Raw genomic sequence first — 16,094 nt, 5'->3', positions numbered from 1 at the left:
AACTTCGCTCCGGTGCCGGGGAGTCGGGTCCCATGGTTCAGATGATGCCGAACAGCACGCCGGCGGCGAGGATGATCAGCGAGGTCGCCGCCGCCCACTTCACCACGAACTTGGTGTGGTCGCCGAACTCGACCTTGGCCATACCCACGAGCACGTACACGGCCGGGACCAGCGGGCTGGACATGTGCAGCGGCTGACCGACGAGGGAGGCGCGGGCGATCTCCAGCGGCGAGACCCCGTGGGCGGCACCGGCCTCGGCGAGGACCGGCAGGACGCCGAAGTAGAAGCCGTCGTTGGACATGAAGTAGGTGAGCGGCAGGCTCAGGAAGCCGGTGACCAGGGCCATGTGCGGTCCCATGCCGCCCGGGATGCCGTCGACGATCCACTTGGCCATCGAGTCGACCATGCCGGTGCCCTGGAGGACGCCGGTGAAGACGGCGGCGGCGAAGACCATGCCGGAGACGTTGAGGACGTTGTCCGCGTGGGCGGCGAGCCGGTCCTTCTGGTCGGGGATGTGGGGGAAGTTGACCGTCAGCGCGAGCGCGGCACCGAGCAGGAAGAGCACCGGGATCGGCAGCAACTCCATGATCATGGCGGTCAGCAGCGCCACCGTGAGCAGCGCGTTGAACCAGTACAGCTTGGGGCGCAGCGTCGGGCGGTTGGGGTCCAGCCCCTGGAGGCGGACGTCGTCGACGTCGTCGTCCTCGGACTCGGCGTCGGTGCCGGAGCCCGCCGCGCCGGTGGCCTTCGTCGTACGGACCTTGTCGTCACCGGAACCGGAACCGGATCCGGCGGCCGACGAGGCGCCCGCGCCGACGAGCACGGTCTCCTCGGAGCCGGACTTCTCCTCGTCCTTGACGATCTTCTCCTGCTCCAGCACCTCGTCGAGGCTCAGCACACCGAGGCGCTTGCGCTCGCGCAGACCGAGGAAGTAGGCGAGGACGAAGACGAAGAGCAGGCCGACGAGGAGCGCCGGGATCATCGGGACGAAGATGTCACCGGCGTCGAGCTTGAGCGCCGTGGCGGCGCGGGCGGTCGGGCCGCCCCAGGGCAGCGTGTTCATCACGCCGTTGGCGGTGGCGGCGACACCGGTCATCACGACCAGGCTCATCTTCAGGCGCTTGTACAGCGGGTACATCGCCGAGACGGTGATCATGAAGGTGGTCGAGCCGTCGCCGTCCAGCGAGACGATCGCGGCGAGCAGGGCCGTGCCGACGACGATGCGCAGCGGGTCGGCCTTGCAGAACTTCAGGATGCCTCGGACGATCGGGTCGAAGAGGCCGACGTCGATCATGAGGCCGAAGTAGACGATGGCGAACATCAGCATCGCGGCGGTGGGCGCGAGATTGCCCACCCCCTCGATGACGTAGTCGCCGAGTTGGGCTCCCTTTCCGACGAACACGCAGAAGAGCGCGGGGATCAGTACGAGTGCCGCGATCGGCGACATCTTCTTCATCATGATCAGGACCAGGAAGGTCGCGATCATGGCGAAGCCGAGGATGGTCAACATGTGGATACCTAACGTTCGCCCTTGAACTCCCACCAGGGCACCGGCGGTGCGACGACGTTAGGGCGGCCCGACAAGTCTTAACAAGACGTTGACATGCGAGCAATAAGCGCAGAACTCCTGGTCACAGCGTTGCGCCTGCTCGGGACAGCTCCACGGGGATGCCGTTGAGGACCGCGTTGCCCGACAGCGGGTCGAGCAGCGAGCCGTCGAGGAGCTGGTTGACGTTGACCCCGGGGTCGACCGCCGCGTGGCTCATGCGGGTGCCCGGACGGTCGTGTCCCCAGCCGTGCGGAAGGCTCACGACACCCTGTCGTACGACGTCGGTGACCTCGGCGGGAGCGGTGACCTCTCCCCCGGCGCCCTTGATCCGTACGGCGTCGCCGTCGGCGAGGCCGAGGCGGTCGGCATCGTCGGGGTGGATGTGGAGGGTGCAGCGGTTGGTGCCGCCGGTGAGGGCGGGGATGTTGTGCAGCCAGCTGTTGTTGGACCGCAGATGGCGGCGGCCGATGAGGACCAGGCCCTCCGGGCGCTCCCGCAGGGCGGTGCGAAGCCTCGGCAGATCGTCGACGATCGGCTGCGGCAGCAGTTCGATCCTGCCGCTGACCGTCTTCAGCGGCTGCGGCAGCCGGGGCTTCAGCGGCCCGAGGTCGATGCCGTGCGGGTGGGCGAGGAGCTTGTCCAGCGTCAGTCCGTCCGGCTGTGCGCCGAAGCCCTCGCCGTACGGGCCGAGGCGCAGCATCATGTCGAGCCGGCGCTCGGGGCCGGTGTCGCCGGTGAGCAGGCCCGCGAGTTCGCGCGGGTCGCGGCCGTGGACGGGTGAGTGGGCCTCCTTCACGGCCTTGCCCAGGGTCTGGCCGATGACGAGGTCGTCGACGGCGGAGGGGTCGGCACCGTGCATACCGGTGGCGGCGAGGGTGAGGCGGGCGAGGATCTCCGTCTCGGCCATGCGGCCGTCCTCCAGGGGGACGGCGGCGCGGTTGTAGCGGACCTGGTTGTGCACGGCGAAGGCGTTGAACGCGAAGTCGAAGTGCGGGGCCTGCGAGGGCGGGGGCGGCGGCAGGACCACGTCGGCGTGGCGTGCGGTCTCGCCGAGGTAGGGGTCGACGCTGACCATGAAGTCCAGCGAGTCCAGGGCCTTGTCGAGGCGGTCGCCGTCGGGGGCGGAGAGCACGGGGTTGGCGGCGACGGTGATGAGGGCGCGGATCGGGCTGCCCTCGGGGGTGGCGGTGTCGATCTCCTCGGCGAGCGCGGACAGCGGCAGTTCGCCCTTGGCCTCGGGGTGGCCGCCGACCCTGCTGTGCCAGCGCCCGAGGGCGAAGCCCCGGCCGGGTCCGGCGGGCCGGGGCGTCTTGTCCGTCGCGGAGTGCGGGAACAGGGCGCCGCCGGGTCGGTCGAGGTTGCCGGTGAGGATGTTGAGGACGTCGACCAGCCAGCTGGCGAGGGTGCCGTGCGGGACGGTGCAGCTGCCGATGCGGCCGTAGACGGCGGCGGTGGGCGCGGTGGCCAGTTCACGGGCGAGTGCGCGGATGGTCCCGGCGTCGACGTCACAGGCCCCGGCGACGGCTTCGGGGGTGAACTCCCTGATGGCGGAGGCGAGTTCGGCTGTCCCCTGGACATGCGGGGCGAGGTCCCCGAGGTCGACGAGCGCCTCCCCGAACAGCGCATGGGCCATCGCCGCCAGCAGCAGCGCGTCGGTGCCCGGCCGGATGGCGATGTGCCGGTCGGCGAGCTTGGCCGTGCGGGTCAGGCGGGGGTCGACGACGGTGAGGGTGCCGCCGCGCGCCTTGAGGGCCTTGAGCTTGCCGGGGAAGTCGGGGGCGGTGCACAGACTGCCGTTGGACTCCAGGGGGTTGGCACCGAGGAGCAGCAGATGGTCGGTGCGATCCAGGTCGGGGACGGGGATGGCGTGGGCGTCGCCGTAGAGCAGTCCGCTGGAGACGTGCTTGGGCATCTGGTCGACGGTGGAGGCGGTGAACAGGCTGCGGGTGCCGAGTCCGGCGAGCAGGACGGGCGGGTAGAGGGCGCCGGCCATGGTGTGGACGTTCGGGTTGCCGAGGACGACGCCGACGGCGTTCGGACCGTGTGTCTCGACGACCGGTCGCAGTCCGGCGGCGACGGCGTCGAAGGCCTCCTCCCAGGTGGCCTCCCGCAGCTCCCCGTCCTTGCGGACCAGCGGGGTGCGCAGCCGGTCGGGGTCGCCGTCGGCCGCCCCGAACGAGGCGCCCTTGGGGCAGATGAATCCCTTGCTGAACACATCGTCCCGGTCACCGCGGGCCCCGGTGACCCGGGTCCCCTCGATGGTGAGGGTGAGTCCGCAGGTCGCCTCGCAGAGCGGGCAGACGCGCAGGGCGGTGCGGGAGTCGGTGGTGGTGGACACGGGTCCTCCCGGAGGGGCGGCGGCGACGGTGACGCTCGGACGGGTGCCGCGCGCAGGGCACGCGGCACCGAGGCCGAGCATACCGACCGGTATGCATCACGGGGAGGGGCTGCGGGTGGTCTTGTCGGGGAATTGCGAAGCGGGGCTGCGCCGGACCCCGGGGCACGGCTGCACGGAGGCGGTCGGTCACGCGGCCGGGCGCCCGGCCGGGCCACCGGGCCCGGCGGCCCGGCTCAGTCCAGTACGCGCGCGAGATAGGCCCGCAGCAGCTCCCGCATCTCCGCGATGATCCGCTCGTCGCCCTCCGGGGAGACCCGGAAGGCCAGGTGCACCAGGGTGTCGGCGGTCTCGACGGCGATCAGGAAGGTGCGGCGCAGGTCCTCGTCGGGGGTGCGGTCGATGAACGCGGAGAGCAGGTCGGACAGGCGGTCGGCGACGCGGTGATTGGGTTCCTGGCGGCTGCCGCCGACCGGGATCTGGTTGCCGAAGTCGATGAGGGCGAAGCCCGGGGTGTTGCGTTTCATGTCGAGGTACTCGTCGAGGACGGCGTCCATGGCGGTGCGCCAGTCCCGGCCGCCCGTCGCCTGGAGACGGCGGGTGACCCGGTCGGTGAAACGGTCCAGGTTGCGTTCGGCCAGCGCGTCGGCCATCGCGCGCTTGTTGCCGAAGAAGCGGTAGACGGAGCCGATGGGCACACCCGCGCGCAGCGCCACGGCACGGGTGCTCAGCGCGTCGTAGCCGACCTCGTCGAGGAGGTCGGCGCAGGCGTCGAGGATCCTGGTCAGTCGTTCGGCACTGCGCCGTTGCACGGGGGCGCGGCGCAGGGAGGTCGCCTGGGACACGGGCTTCATGATGCCTTTCCGCCGAGGTCCGATGAACTGTCCGAATATCAGTACGGCCGGTGCCGCCGCTCCCGCTCAGCGCTGGACCGTGCGAACACCGAACATCCGCACGCCCACAGCCTGCCGGGAGACTAGAGCACCGCACTGACAGGACGGATCCCCCCGCGGTCCGGTTCTCCCCCTCCGCCCGATGCACCCGATCTGCGGACGCCCCGCCGACGTCCGGCAGCCGTCCGTCGGCGCCCGTCGTCGCTTCGTCCCCTTGCACCCGACCCGACCGAATCCTACGGTGAAGCACAGGAATCAGGATCGCGAGGGAGCGGGCATGAGCGGGGACGCGAGGAAGACGGCCGAGGGGCTGGAGTACCTCTCCGGCTTCGGCAACGAACACGCCTCGGAGGCGGTCCCGGGCGCGCTGCCGCACGGCCGCAACTCCCCGCAGCGCGCCCCGCTCGGCCTGTACGCGGAGCAGCTCAGCGGCACCGCGTTCACCGAACCGAGGTCGCACAACCGCCGCTCCTGGCTCTACCGGATCCGCCCGTCGGCCGCGCACCCCGCGTTCACGCGCACGGACAACGGCGCGCTGCGCACGGCCCCTTTCACCGAGACCGTCCCCGACCCCAACCGGCTGCGCTGGAACCCGCTGCCGGAGCCCCCGGCGGGCACCGACTTCCTCGACGGCCTGTGGACCCTCGGCGGCAACGGCGACGCCGCGCGGCGCACGGGCATGGCCGTACACCTGTATCACGCCGATTCCGCCATGGAACGGGTCTTCGGCGACGCGGACGGCGAACTCCTGATCGTCCCGGAGCGGGGCGGCCTCCTGCTGCGCACGGAGTTCGGCCTGCTGCGCGCGGAACCCGGTGAGGTCGCCCTGATCCCCCGGGGCGTCCGCTTCCGCGTCGACCTCCTCGACGCCTCCGCCCGCGGCTACGTCTGCGAGAACTACGGCGCCCCCTTCCGCCTCCCCGACCTCGGCCCGATCGGCGCCAACGGCCTCGCGAGCGCCCGTGACTTCCGGGCGCCGGTGGCCGCGTACGAGGACGTCGAGGGCCCGGTGGAGGTGGTGAACAAGTTCTGCGGCAACCTCTGGACGGCCACCTACGACCACTCCCCGCTCGACGTGGTCGCCTGGCACGGCAACCACACCCCGTACGTCTACGACCTGCGCCGTTTCAACGTCATCGGGACGATCTCGTACGACCACCCGGACCCGTCGATCTTCACCGTGCTCACCTCGCCGAGCGACACCCCGGGCCTCGCGGCGGTGGACTTCGTGGTGTTCGCGCCGCGCTGGCTGGTGGGTGAGGACACGTTCCGGCCGCCCTACTTCCACCGGAACGTGATGAGCGAGTACATGGGTCTGATCGAGGGCGCGTACGACGCGAAGACAGCCGGAGAAGGGGGCTTCGTGCCCGGGGGCGGCTCGCTGCACAACATGATGTCGGCGCACGGTCCGGACCGGGAGACGTTCGACCGGGCGAGCACGGCGGAGCTGAAGCCGCAACGGGTGGACGACGGGCTCGCGTTCATGTTCGAGACGCGCTGGCCCGTCCTCACCACCGAGCAGGCGGCCCGCTCGGAGCAGTTGCAGCAGGGGTACGACGACGTGTGGTCCGGGCTCCGTCGTCACTTCGGCCCGTTGCACTGAACACGCCGGGCCGGGTACGGATACCGTCGTGACCTCATTCGCTCCGGACTCGATCGTCCTGAACCGCAAACTGCCGCTCTGGTACCAGGTGTCGCAGTCCCTGCGCGCCTCCATACTCGGCCGGTCGCCGCAGGAGCCCCTGCGGCTGCCGACCGAGGAACAGCTGGCCGGGCACTACGGCGTGAGCGTGCTGACCATGCGGCAGGCACTGAAGGAGCTGGAGGACGAGGGGCTGATCAGCCGGCACCGCCGGCGCGGCACGTTCATCGAGCCGAGCGCCCAGCGGGGCTCACCGGTCCGGCTGCTCGGCTCCGTGGACGCGATCGTGGCCCAGCAGTCGGGGATGACGACCGAGCTGCTGGACCAGGGCAGCACCCCCGTGTCGGGTGAACTCGCGGAGTACTTCCCCGACTTGACCGAGGTGGCCACGTACCACCGGCTGCGCGGCGACGAGCGGACGGGCGAGCCCACCAACCACGCCCGCAACTACGTCCGCCCCGAGCTGGCCGAGCGCATCGACCGCGACGACCTGCTCCGCTGGCCGATGACCAAGGTCCTGCGCGATGTCGTGGGCGTGGCCATCGGCCGGATCACCGACACGGTCGAGGCCCGCATCGCCGACCCGGAGACCGCCCGCCTCCTCCAGGTGCCTCTGCTCAGCCCGATCCTGCACTACACGGGCGTCACCCACGACGAGTCCGGCCGCGTCCTCGACGTGGCGGTCATCCACTACCGCGGCGACCGCTTCTCGTTCACCGTGACCCTCGACGCCCCCTGACGAGGCCGTACGATGCCCAGCGTGACGCCCGACGACGCCCTCCCGCTCGCGGACCTCATGCCGTGGTCCGTCGCACCGCCACGCCTGGGCCGGGGGTGGCCGACGGCCCCCGACGCCGTGTCCCTGAAGGCCCGCTGGGACGCCCTGGTGAAGGCGGAGGGCCCGGACCGCGAGACCCTGTTCGCCCCCACCCGTTCCCGCACGCTCACCTCGGCGGTGGCCCAGCTGCCGGGCCGGACCACCGGTACCGGGCGACTGGCCCGGGAGACGGGTCCCTGCCCGGAGCCGGTCCGTGTCCTGGCCGCCCCCTTCGACGAGCAGTGGCTCATCCCCGACCACCGCCTGATCGACTCCGCCCGTCCCGAGCTGTGGCGGGTGGCGGACGAACGGCAGGTGTTCGTGGTCGAGCAGACGGCCGCGCCGGATTCCTCCGGCCCTCTGCTCCTCGCGTCGTCCGTGCTCCCGCTCGCCCCGCTCCACGGCCCGCGCGTCGGCCGCGTCCGCCCGCTGTACCGCCGCCCGGAGGCCGTCGAACCGAACCTCGCACCGGGCCTGACGGAGTACCTCGGCGAGCGTCTCGGCGCCGGCCCCGTCGCCCCCGTCGACGTCCTCGCCTGGATCCTGGTCGCCGCGCGCCCCGGCCCCGGCCGGGTCGAGGTGCCCCTCCCCGCCGACCCCGACGTCTGGTCGCGGGGCGTCGAACCGGGCCGCCGCGCGCTGTGGCTCATGCGCCGCGACGGCGACCGTCCCAAGCTCCCCGGCGGCCGCCGCCCCTACGTGCGGGCCCCGCTCCCCTCCCGCCCCGTCGAGTTCCGCTACGCCCGAGACGAGGAGACCCTCGTCGTCGGCGAGGGCCGCATCTCCCCCGTTCCGTCCGAGGCCTGGGACTTCCACGTCGGCGGTGTCCGCGTGCTGGAGGAGTGGTTCACCCGCAGAACGGAACCGGCCGAGCCGGGCACCCTGGAGGCGATCCGTCCGGCGACCTGGCCCCAGCCCTGGACGTCGGAGCTGCTCGAACTGATCACGGTGCTGGCGCTGCTGGCCGAACTGCGGCCGACGCGGGACGAGTTGACGGTCCCGAACCCGATCACGACGACGGACCTGCGCCGGGCGGGAGTGCTCCCCGTCCCGGACTCCGCCCGTCGGCCCGCCTCGGTCCTGGACCACCAGGAGGAGGGCCCGGAGGGCCAGTTCACTCTGCTGTAGGGCCCCTACGGCGCGAACGACTCCAGCACCCTGTCCAGCATCCACTCGAACGCGGCCTCCAGATCGATCGGCCCGGAGTCCTCCGTGAACGCCGCGGCCAGCCGCGGATACGCCCCGCTCGCGATCTGCCCCCCGAGATACGCGATCCGGACCTCGTTCTCCCGGTCCTCCGACCACGGCAGTGACCGCACCCGCTCGGCGGTCGCCAGCTCGTTCGCGACGTAGGTCGTCACGCACCCGTTCAGCATCCCCAGGAGCTGCATCTTCGTCCCGTACGGGGCGTCGAGCGTGTCCATACAGGTCATGCAGTGCTCCAGATACCGGAGCCCATTGGGGCTGAACCCGTAGACCGGCGACATCAGCCGGGGCATCCAGGGGTGCCGGCGCAGCAGTGCACGCGTCTGGTGGGCCACCCGCCGCAGATCGGCCCGCCAGTCCCCGCCCGGCTCCCACAGCTCGTGCTCCCCGGCGACCGCGTCGACCATCAGCTCGTACAGGTCCTCCTTGCGCGGCACGTAGTTGTAGAGGGACATCGTGCCGCAGCCCAGTTCGGCGGCCACATGCCGCATGGACACGGCGTCCAGGCCGTCCGCGTCGGCGAGCCGTACGGCCGCCGCCGCGATGTCCGCGCGGCTGAACGCGGGCCGCGGGCCCCGGCCGGTGCGCTCGGGGCGCGCCCAGATCACTTCGGGTCGGGCCGCTCGGCCAGCCATCGATCATCACCTCGGCCACCATCCTAGTTACGTACAGCGTACGTAATGCGCTATGGTCGACCCATGACTACTACGTACGCTGTACTTAGTGAGGGTCTGGAGAAGAACTTCGGCGACGTCCGTGCCGTGCGCGGCCTCGATCTGGCCGTGGAGGAAGGCACGGTGGTCGGGATGCTCGGCCCGAACGGGGCGGGCAAGACGACGGCCGTGCGACTGCTGGCGACACTGCTGCGGCCGGACGCGGGATCGGCGCGGATCGCGGGCCACGACCTCGTGCGGGAGCCGGCAGCCGTCCGGCGGGTGATCGGGGTGACCGGGCAGTACGCGTCGGTCGACGGCGACCTCACCGGACGGCAGAACCTCCGGCTGTTCGCCCGGCTGCACCGGGTCCGCGACGCGGCGGCCCGCGCGGCCGAGCTCCTCGACCGTTTCGGTCTGTCCGAGGCCGCCGACCGGCCGGCCTCCACCTACTCGGGCGGCATGCGCCGCCGGCTCGACCTCGCGGCCAGCCTCGTCCGGCGTCCGGCGGTGCTCTTCCTCGACGAGCCCACCACCGGCCTCGACCCGGTCAGCCGGAACCGGACGTGGGACGCCGTGCGCGCCCTGAAGGCGGAGGGGACCACCGTGCTGCTGACCACGCAGTACCTGGAGGAGGCCGACCAACTCGCCGACCGGATCGTGTTGATGGACCGGGGCCGGATCGCGCACAGCGGTTCGCCGCCCCAGCTCAAGGCGCTCATCGGCTCGTACGCGGAGGTCGTCGTGGCCCACGCCGACGCGATGACCGCCGCCGCAGGCGTCCTCGATCAACTCACCGGTGGGCGACCGTCGTTCGACCACGACCGGCACGCCGTCGGCGTGATCGCGCTGGACCCGACGCTCACGCTCCCCCGGCTGGTGCGTGAACTCGACGCGGCGGGTGTGCCGTTGCTCGACGCGAGCCTGCGCCCGCCCACCCTCGACGACGTGTTCCTCCGCCTCACCGAGGGCGCCCCGGCGAACCTCCACGAGCTCAAGGAGCGTGCGGCATGAGCGCGTTGGCGTACGACGGCACGGCGATGCTGGGCCGGCAGCTGCGGCGGGTCCGCAACAATCCGGGGCTACTGATCCTCACCCAGATCATGCCCGTCTCGATGCTGCTGTTCTTCGGGTACGTCTTCGGCAGCGCGCTCGCCGTGCCGGGCGAGGAGTACCGGCGGTTCCTGGTGCCCGGTCTGCTGGTGGCGACCGCCTCCGGCGGCATCATGACCGGGATGTTCCAGGCCGCCCAGGACACCCACCGGGGCGTGATGGACCGCTTCCGGACGCTGCCGATGAGCCGGGCCGCCGTGCCCCTGGGCCAGGCGCTGGCGGACCTGGTGGTCACGGTCGCGGGGACGGTGCTCTTCCTGCTCGTCGGGCTGGCGGTGGGCTGGCGGATCGAGGGCGGCGCGCTCGCGGCGGCCGGCGCGTTCGGGCTGTTGCTGCTGTTCCGGTTCGCGTGCGTGTGGATCGGCATCTTCCTGGGTCTGCTCACCCGTAACGAGGAGGCGTCCGGGCAGCTGGGCGGCGCGACCTTCCTGCTGCCGCTGCTCTCCAGCGCGTACATCCCGACCGAGGGTCTGCCGGGCTGGCTGCGCACGGCCGCCGAGTGGAACCCGATCAGCGCGGTCGCCACGGCCCTGCGCGACCTCTTCGGGAACACGGCCGTCCCGGAGGGGGCCGCCTGGCCGGTGACGCATCCCGTCGCCGGGTCGCTGCTCTGGTGCGCGCTCCTGCTCGCGGTGTTCGTACCGCTCGCGGTCCGCACCTACGCGGCGGGCCCCAGGTGACCTCCGGCCCGTTCGGGGGACGGGCCGGAGGCCGCCGACCGGGAGGCCGCCGCCCCGGGGGCACCGCGCCGGAGGCGTGACACGCGGCACTTGCTGGTGACAACCGCGCCCCGACGGGGACATGATCCACGGCATGCGTCCACTCCCCCGCACCGGTGATCCCCTGCCCCTCGACGGCATCACCGTCGTCGCCGTCGAGCAGGCCGTCGCGGCACCTTTCGCCACCCGGCAGCTCGCCGACCTCGGGGCACGGGTGATCAAGGTCGAGCGGGTGGACGGCGGCGACTTCGCCCGCGGCTACGACACGGCGGCCCGGGGCCTGGCCTCGCACTTCGTGTGGTGCAACCGGGGCAAGGAGTCCCTCGCGCTGGATCTGAAGGACCCGCGCGGCCTGGCCGTCGTACGCCGGCTGGTGGCGGACGCGGACGTGTTCGTGCAGAACCTGGCGCACGGCGCGGCGGCCCGGCTCGGCCTGGACGCGGCCACGCTGTGCGCCGCGCACCCCCGGCTGATCGCCGTGGACATCTCGGGCTACGGGGCGTCGGGTCCGTACGCGGACAAGCGGGCGTACGACATGCTCGTGCAGTGCGAGGCCGGGCTGGTGTCGGTGACGGGGACACCGGAGCGGCCCGTGAAGGCGGGCATCCCGGCGGCGGACATCGCCGCCGGGATGTACGCGTTCTCGGGGGTCCTCGCGGCGCTCGTCCGGCGGGGCACGACCGGACGGGGCGGGCCGGTGGAGGTGTCGATGCTGGAGGCGCTGGCCGAGTGGATGGGACACCCGCTGCACCACGCCATGCACGGCGGAAGCGCTCCGGCCCGCACGGGACTCGGGCACGCGGTGATCGCGCCCTACGACGCCTATCCGACGGCGGACGGCGGGCGGGTGCTGCTGTCGGTGCAGAACGACCGGGAGTGGCGGCGCCTCGCCGAACAGGTCCTGGGGCGACCGGAGTTGGCGGACGACCCGGCCTTCGCGACGAATCCGGCCCGGGTCGAGCGCCGGGAACGTACGGACGAGCTGGTCGCGAAGGCGCTGGGACTGCTGGACACCGACGAGGCGCTGGCGCGACTGGAGGCGGCCGGGATCGCCTGTGCTCGGCTACGGGATGTGACGGAGGTGGCGGAGCATCCGCAGTTGGCGGCCCGGGACCGGTGGCGGGAAGTGGAGTCGCCGGTGGGGCCGCTACGGTCGCTGCTGCCGCCCATCACGCTGCCGGGCGGGGAGGAGGCGCGGATGGGTGCGGTGCCCGCGCTCGGGGAGCACACCGGGTCGCTGCTGCGTGCCGCGGGGATGACGGACGACGAGATCGCAGCGTTGCGCCGGGACGGCGTGGTGGCCTGAGCGCGGGCCTCCTGCGGGGAATGCCCTTGGTGCTGTGGTGCTAGCGGCTGCCGAAAAGCGAGCGGCGCAGCCTCTTCAGGGGGGCGAAGAGCGAGACCCGCCCGACGCGCGTGTCCTTGCGGCTGCTGCGCTCCTGCGCGGAACGTGACGTTATCTCGCGCATCAGCGAGGTCGCCTCGGCCGCCTCGCGCTGTGGCACGGCGGGGCCGCTCAGCACCGAGAGATGTCGGTCGAGGCGCGAGCTGGTCGCGCTGCTCCCGCACGTGATCGCAGGGACTCGCGCCCTGCGCACTGTTATCTGTTCCATGTCACTCCCCACCCGTACGAGTCCACCCGGCCCGGGCAGCGTAACCATATCGCCCCGTTGGAGCACTCGGGAATCACGGTCCCGGTATTCACCTACCCCGTAACAGCGTTGTTGACTACTCTCCGAATCCGACCGATTCCAGGGCGAGTTGGACAACTGGCTGGCTGGTGGGCTGCGGTGATCCACCGTCGGGTTCGACGGTCACGGCGAGTGACGTCGCGTCGGCGTTCATTCCGCTGGTGACCAAGGGCGTGTCGCCGTCGAAGAGACCCAGGGAGCGTGGTTGCACGTCGGGGCGCATGAGCCAGAGCTGGTGCACCTGGTTCTTCGGGAGGTCCTCGAATCCGCTGAGGGTCACGATCGCGCTCCGCTCCTCAGCGGAAGCGATCACTCCGATTCTGTGGCCCTCCGCGTCCCGGTCGCTGGTCGCGCGGGCGTCCGGCGCGGCGAGAACGTGGGCGATCTCACTCGCCTGCGCGCGCTCGGCGGCCAGCTCGTCGCGGGTGCGGTCGGCCTGGACGGCGAAGAGGGAGGCCACCACGAGTGCGGCGGCGGCCGTGACGGTGGCCAGCGGGACGAGCAAAGAGCGCAACCGGGGCGCACGGGCGCGCGACCTCGGCGGCGGCTCGGCGCCCCACACATGCCGCGGCAGATGCTGGGGCCGCGACGGCTGGGCGCTCCAGGACCGGTCCTCCTGAGGGGTGTTGCGCACGGCGGCGAAGACCCGGTCGCGCATCGCGGCCGGGGCCGGCACGGCCGTCGACCAGGCGAGCCGGACCGCGTCCTCGGACAGGGCGCGCACCTCGGCAGGACAGCGGTCGCAGCGCCCCAGATGCTGCTCGAAGCGGCGCCGCTCGTCGGGCTCCAGGGCGTCCAGTGCGTAGGGAGCGGCGAGCGAGTGGAGGTCCTCGCGGCGGAAGAGGCTCACTCGGCACCTCCCCCGGGCCGGCCGTACAGGGCGCTCATGCGACTCCTCCCAGGCATTCGCGCAGCCGTGTGAGTCCGTCGCGCATACGGGTCTTGACCGTGCCGAGCGGCAGTGAGAGCCGCTCGGCCACTTCACGGTAGGTGTAGCCGTCGTAGTAGGCGAGGGTGACGGACTCGCGCTGGAGGGTGGTGAGCTTCTCCAGGCAGTGGCGCACCCACTGGCGTTCGAGTCCGGCCTCGACCTCCTCGGCGACCTGGTCGAAGGCGGTGTGGTGGTTGCGTCGGCCCTCGCGCTGCTCGCGCTCGGTGGCGGCGCGGGCGCTGCGCACCCGGTCCACCGCGCGCCGGTGCGCGAGGGTGAGTATCCAGGACAGGGCGCTGCCCCGCTCCGGGTCGAACCGGCCCGCGGAGCGCCACAGTTCGAGCAGCACCTCCTGGGCCACCTCCTCCGACTGCGCCGGGTCCCGTACGACCCGGCGCACCAGCCCGAAGACCGGGCCGGACACCAGGGCGTACAACTCCTCGAACGCCCGTTGGTCGCCTCCGGCCACCCGGACCAGAAGCCTGTCCGCCTCCACTCGCTCCCCCTCGCCTCCGACCGAGCACGGCCATCCCCGCGCGTAAGGCATTCGCAACCAACCCACCTCCGGATGGGGTTACGGATCCGGACGAGATCCCGATCAACAAATCCCGCTCTCCGCTGAAACAACCTTTCAAACGCGCCGTAAGAACGTTTGGGATTCGACCAATCCACCCTGCCGACCGCTCCGAATGGCGTTCGTCAGGCAAGTTGGGACAGAGGACGGACGGCATGACGACACCTACTTCCAGGAGCGGCGCGGGACGGCGGAGCATCGCGTCCCTCATCTGTGCTTCGCTGGCCGCCGGAGGACTCGCGGCCGCCGGCGTCACCGTGTTGCAGCCGGGGGCGGCCTCCGCCTCCAGCCACCGGGAGGCCCCGCTGATCTCGGGGGAGCCCCAGTTCGACAACACCGACGTGTACGCGTTCGTCAGCCCCGACAAGCCGGACACGACGACGGTGATCGCGAACTGGATCCCCTTCGAGGAGCCGGCGGGCGGACCGAACTTCTTCACCTTCTCCGAGGACGCGGAGTACGACATCCGCGTCGACCAGGACGGCGACGCCCAGGAAGACCTCATCTTCCGGTACACGTTCAAGACGAAGACGAAGAACGACAGGACCTTCCTGTACAACACGGGCGTCGTGGAGAGCCTCGACGACCCGGACCTGAACATCACGCAGACGTACGACATCGACCTCATCAAGCTGAAGAACCGCCGCGCGGTCTCCAAGACCAAGCTCGCGGACGACGTGTGGGTGGCGCCGTCGAACGTCGGCAAGGCGTCGATGCCGGACTTCAAGAAGCTGCGCGACGAGGCCGTCTACAAGACGGCGAGCGGGGTGACCACGTACGCCGGCCAGGCCGACGACCCGTTCTTCCTGGACCTGCGCGTCTTCGACCTGCTCTACGGCGGTGACCTCTCCGAGGTCGGACGGGACACGCTCAAGGGCTACAACGTCAACTCGATCGCGCTGCAGATCCCGAGCGAGGCGCTCGTCCAGTCCAAGGACCAGCCCATCGTCGGCATCTGGTCGACGACGCAGCGCGAGGGCGCCGACGGCCAGTACCACCAGGTGTCGCGCCTCGGCATGCCGCTGGTGAACGAGGTCGTCAACCCCATCGGGGACAAGGACAAGTTCAACGCGTCCTCGCCGGTGGACGACGCCCAGTTCCTGAAGAACGTCACCGAGCCCGAGCTGCCCAAGCTCATCGAGGCGATCTACAAGATCCCGGCGCCCAAGGAGCCGCGCAACGACCTCGTCGACGTCTTCCTCAAGGGCGTCGAGGGCCTCAACCAGCCGCCGCACGTGACCCCTTCGGAGCAGCTGCGGCTCAACACCTCCATCGAGCCCACCAAGAAGCCGAAGCGGCTGGGTGTGCTGGACGGTGACAACCAGGGCTTCCCGAACGGGCGCCGGCTCACCGACGACGTGATCGACATCGCGCTCCAGGTCGTCGAGGGCGAGTTGGTCGACGCGCCCAACGACCTGGGTGACGCGGTCGACAAGAACGACAAGAAGTTCGGCAAGTCCTTCCCGTACGTCGGTCTCCCGACGGCCGGTTCGCGGGGCAAGACGGTCAAGGGCAACACCACGAACAACGTCCGCAGTGCGCTGGGCGGCGGCGTCGAGAGCGGCACCGACGACACCACGCTGATCGCCGCCTCGGCCGGCGCCGGCGCGGCCGGTGTCCTGCTGATCGGCTCGGGCCTGCTGTGGTGGCGCCGTCGGAACGACCGCGCGTACTACTAGCCGGCCCCGCGTCCGGGCCCTTCCCCATGGGGCCCGGCCGCCGTGACCGGCGCGGCCCGCTCGTATCCATCCCCCACGGCGCGGGCCGCGCCCCACGACCCCGATCACCGCACTCGGCAAGGATGTTGAGGAGAGGGCATGTCCCCGCGTACGAACGAGAGCGCGCCGCAGGACGGACGCCGGCGTCCCGACGAGGGTGCTCCCGAGCACGACCGGGGCGACCTCGCCGAATCCGGGTCGGCCTCCGCCACCGGGTCGGCGCGCGACGCTGGGGCTGCGTCGGAGGGCTTGG

The 16,094-nt window shown here is 71.5% G+C and carries 14 protein-coding genes; 7 read left to right on the top strand and 7 right to left on the bottom strand.

What is annotated here, in order from left to right:
* Nucleotides 1–37 precede the first annotated feature (37 nt).
* The 3 genes from K1J60_RS35685 to K1J60_RS35675 form a co-directional block, all read right to left on the bottom strand.
* Nucleotides 38–1,510, bottom strand: coding sequence for a CitMHS family transporter (locus tag K1J60_RS35685; protein ID WP_220649814.1), 1,473 nt, complete (start codon nt 1,508–1,510; stop codon nt 38–40).
* A 121-nt stretch (nt 1,511–1,631) separates the two neighbouring features.
* Nucleotides 1,632–3,887 carry a molybdopterin oxidoreductase family protein gene (locus K1J60_RS35680; protein ID WP_220649813.1) on the bottom strand — a complete coding sequence of 752 codons (2,256 nt, stop codon included), beginning with the start codon at nt 3,885–3,887 and terminating at the stop codon, nt 1,632–1,634.
* Between the two features lie 233 nt (nt 3,888–4,120).
* Complete coding sequence (locus K1J60_RS35675; protein WP_220649812.1) at nt 4,121–4,738, bottom strand: TetR/AcrR family transcriptional regulator; 618 nt, start codon at nt 4,736–4,738, stop codon at nt 4,121–4,123.
* 316 nt (nt 4,739–5,054) lie between these two features.
* Here K1J60_RS35675 and hmgA point away from each other — a divergent pair, with 316 nt between their 5' ends.
* The 3 genes from hmgA to K1J60_RS35660 are packed head-to-tail and all read left to right on the top strand — an operon-like array spanning nt 5,055 to nt 8,364.
* A complete protein-coding gene (gene hmgA, locus K1J60_RS35670; RefSeq protein ID WP_220649811.1) occupies nt 5,055–6,380 on the top strand; it encodes a homogentisate 1,2-dioxygenase in 1,326 nt (441 codons plus the stop codon).
* Between the two features lie 28 nt (nt 6,381–6,408).
* Nucleotides 6,409–7,158: a GntR family transcriptional regulator gene (locus K1J60_RS35665; RefSeq protein ID WP_220649810.1), complete on the top strand. Its 750-nt coding sequence runs from the start codon at nt 6,409–6,411 to the stop codon at nt 7,156–7,158.
* Between the two features lie 12 nt (nt 7,159–7,170).
* On the top strand, nt 7,171–8,364 hold the full coding sequence (locus K1J60_RS35660; protein WP_220649809.1) for a type ISP restriction/modification enzyme: 1,194 nt from the start codon (nt 7,171–7,173) through the stop codon (nt 8,362–8,364).
* Nucleotides 8,365–8,369: 5 nt separating this feature from the next.
* Here the strand turns inward: K1J60_RS35660 and K1J60_RS35655 are convergent, their stop codons facing one another.
* On the bottom strand, nt 8,370–9,077 hold the full coding sequence (locus K1J60_RS35655) for a TetR/AcrR family transcriptional regulator (RefSeq protein WP_220649808.1): 708 nt from the start codon (nt 9,075–9,077) through the stop codon (nt 8,370–8,372).
* Nucleotides 9,078–9,140: 63 nt separating this feature from the next.
* On the opposite strand from K1J60_RS35655, the gene K1J60_RS35650 reads away from it, so the two are divergent.
* From K1J60_RS35650 to K1J60_RS35640, 3 genes are all read left to right on the top strand, one after another.
* Nucleotides 9,141–10,109 (top strand): ATP-binding cassette domain-containing protein, encoded by a 969-nt coding sequence (locus tag K1J60_RS35650; RefSeq protein ID WP_220649807.1) that lies wholly within the window; start codon nt 9,141–9,143, stop codon nt 10,107–10,109.
* Nucleotides 10,106–10,888 (top strand): ABC transporter permease, encoded by a 783-nt coding sequence (locus tag K1J60_RS35645; RefSeq protein ID WP_220649806.1) that lies wholly within the window; start codon nt 10,106–10,108, stop codon nt 10,886–10,888. The genes K1J60_RS35650 and K1J60_RS35645 overlap by 4 nt, the downstream gene beginning before the upstream one ends.
* A 121-nt stretch (nt 10,889–11,009) precedes the next feature.
* Nucleotides 11,010–12,233: a CaiB/BaiF CoA transferase family protein gene (locus K1J60_RS35640; protein WP_220649805.1), complete on the top strand. Its 1,224-nt coding sequence runs from the start codon at nt 11,010–11,012 to the stop codon at nt 12,231–12,233.
* A gap of 40 nt (nt 12,234–12,273) precedes the next feature.
* Here the strand turns inward: K1J60_RS35640 and K1J60_RS35635 are convergent, their stop codons facing one another.
* The 3 genes from K1J60_RS35635 to K1J60_RS35625 form a co-directional block, all read right to left on the bottom strand.
* Nucleotides 12,274–12,540 (bottom strand): hypothetical protein, encoded by a 267-nt coding sequence (locus tag K1J60_RS35635; protein ID WP_220649804.1) that lies wholly within the window; start codon nt 12,538–12,540, stop codon nt 12,274–12,276.
* 115 nt (nt 12,541–12,655) lie between these two features.
* On the bottom strand, nt 12,656–13,468 hold the full coding sequence (locus tag K1J60_RS35630; RefSeq protein WP_220649803.1) for an anti-sigma factor: 813 nt from the start codon (nt 13,466–13,468) through the stop codon (nt 12,656–12,658).
* Between the two features lie 34 nt (nt 13,469–13,502).
* Complete coding sequence (locus tag K1J60_RS35625; protein ID WP_033531579.1) at nt 13,503–14,045, bottom strand: sigma-70 family RNA polymerase sigma factor; 543 nt, start codon at nt 14,043–14,045, stop codon at nt 13,503–13,505.
* Between the two features lie 233 nt (nt 14,046–14,278).
* Between K1J60_RS35625 and K1J60_RS35620 the strand changes: the two genes are divergently transcribed.
* A complete protein-coding gene (locus tag K1J60_RS35620; protein ID WP_220649802.1) occupies nt 14,279–15,802 on the top strand; it encodes a DUF4331 domain-containing protein in 1,524 nt (507 codons plus the stop codon).
* Nucleotides 15,803–16,094 lie beyond the last annotated feature (292 nt).

Origin of the sequence: Streptomyces akebiae, from assembly GCF_019599145.1 — a bacterium.
Classification (GTDB): Bacteria; Actinomycetota; Actinomycetes; order Streptomycetales; family Streptomycetaceae; genus Streptomyces; species Streptomyces akebiae.
Note: the sequence above shows the minus strand (reverse complement) of the source record. Positions and strands in the feature narration are given on the sequence as shown.

Bases quoted from the DNA above. Each gene is read 5' to 3' on its own strand.
- K1J60_RS35685 (WP_220649814.1), bottom strand. From the start codon at position 1,510: ATGTTGACCATCCTCGGCTTCGCCATGATCGCGACCTTCCTGGTCCTG.
- K1J60_RS35675 (WP_220649812.1), bottom strand. From the start codon at position 4,738: ATGAAGCCCGTGTCCCAGGCGACCTCCCTGCGCCGCGCCCCCGTGCAA.
- hmgA (WP_220649811.1), top strand. From the start codon at position 5,055: ATGAGCGGGGACGCGAGGAAGACGGCCGAGGGGCTGGAGTACCTCTCC.
- K1J60_RS35660 (WP_220649809.1), top strand. From the start codon at position 7,171: ATGCCCAGCGTGACGCCCGACGACGCCCTCCCGCTCGCGGACCTCATG.
- K1J60_RS35655 (WP_220649808.1), bottom strand. From the start codon at position 9,077: ATGGCTGGCCGAGCGGCCCGACCCGAAGTGATCTGGGCGCGCCCCGAG.
- K1J60_RS35650 (WP_220649807.1), top strand. From the start codon at position 9,141: ATGACTACTACGTACGCTGTACTTAGTGAGGGTCTGGAGAAGAACTTC.
- K1J60_RS35645 (WP_220649806.1), top strand. From the start codon at position 10,106: ATGAGCGCGTTGGCGTACGACGGCACGGCGATGCTGGGCCGGCAGCTG.
- K1J60_RS35640 (WP_220649805.1), top strand. From the start codon at position 11,010: ATGATCCACGGCATGCGTCCACTCCCCCGCACCGGTGATCCCCTGCCC.
- K1J60_RS35635 (WP_220649804.1), bottom strand. From the start codon at position 12,540: ATGGAACAGATAACAGTGCGCAGGGCGCGAGTCCCTGCGATCACGTGC.
- K1J60_RS35620 (WP_220649802.1), top strand. From the start codon at position 14,279: ATGACGACACCTACTTCCAGGAGCGGCGCGGGACGGCGGAGCATCGCG.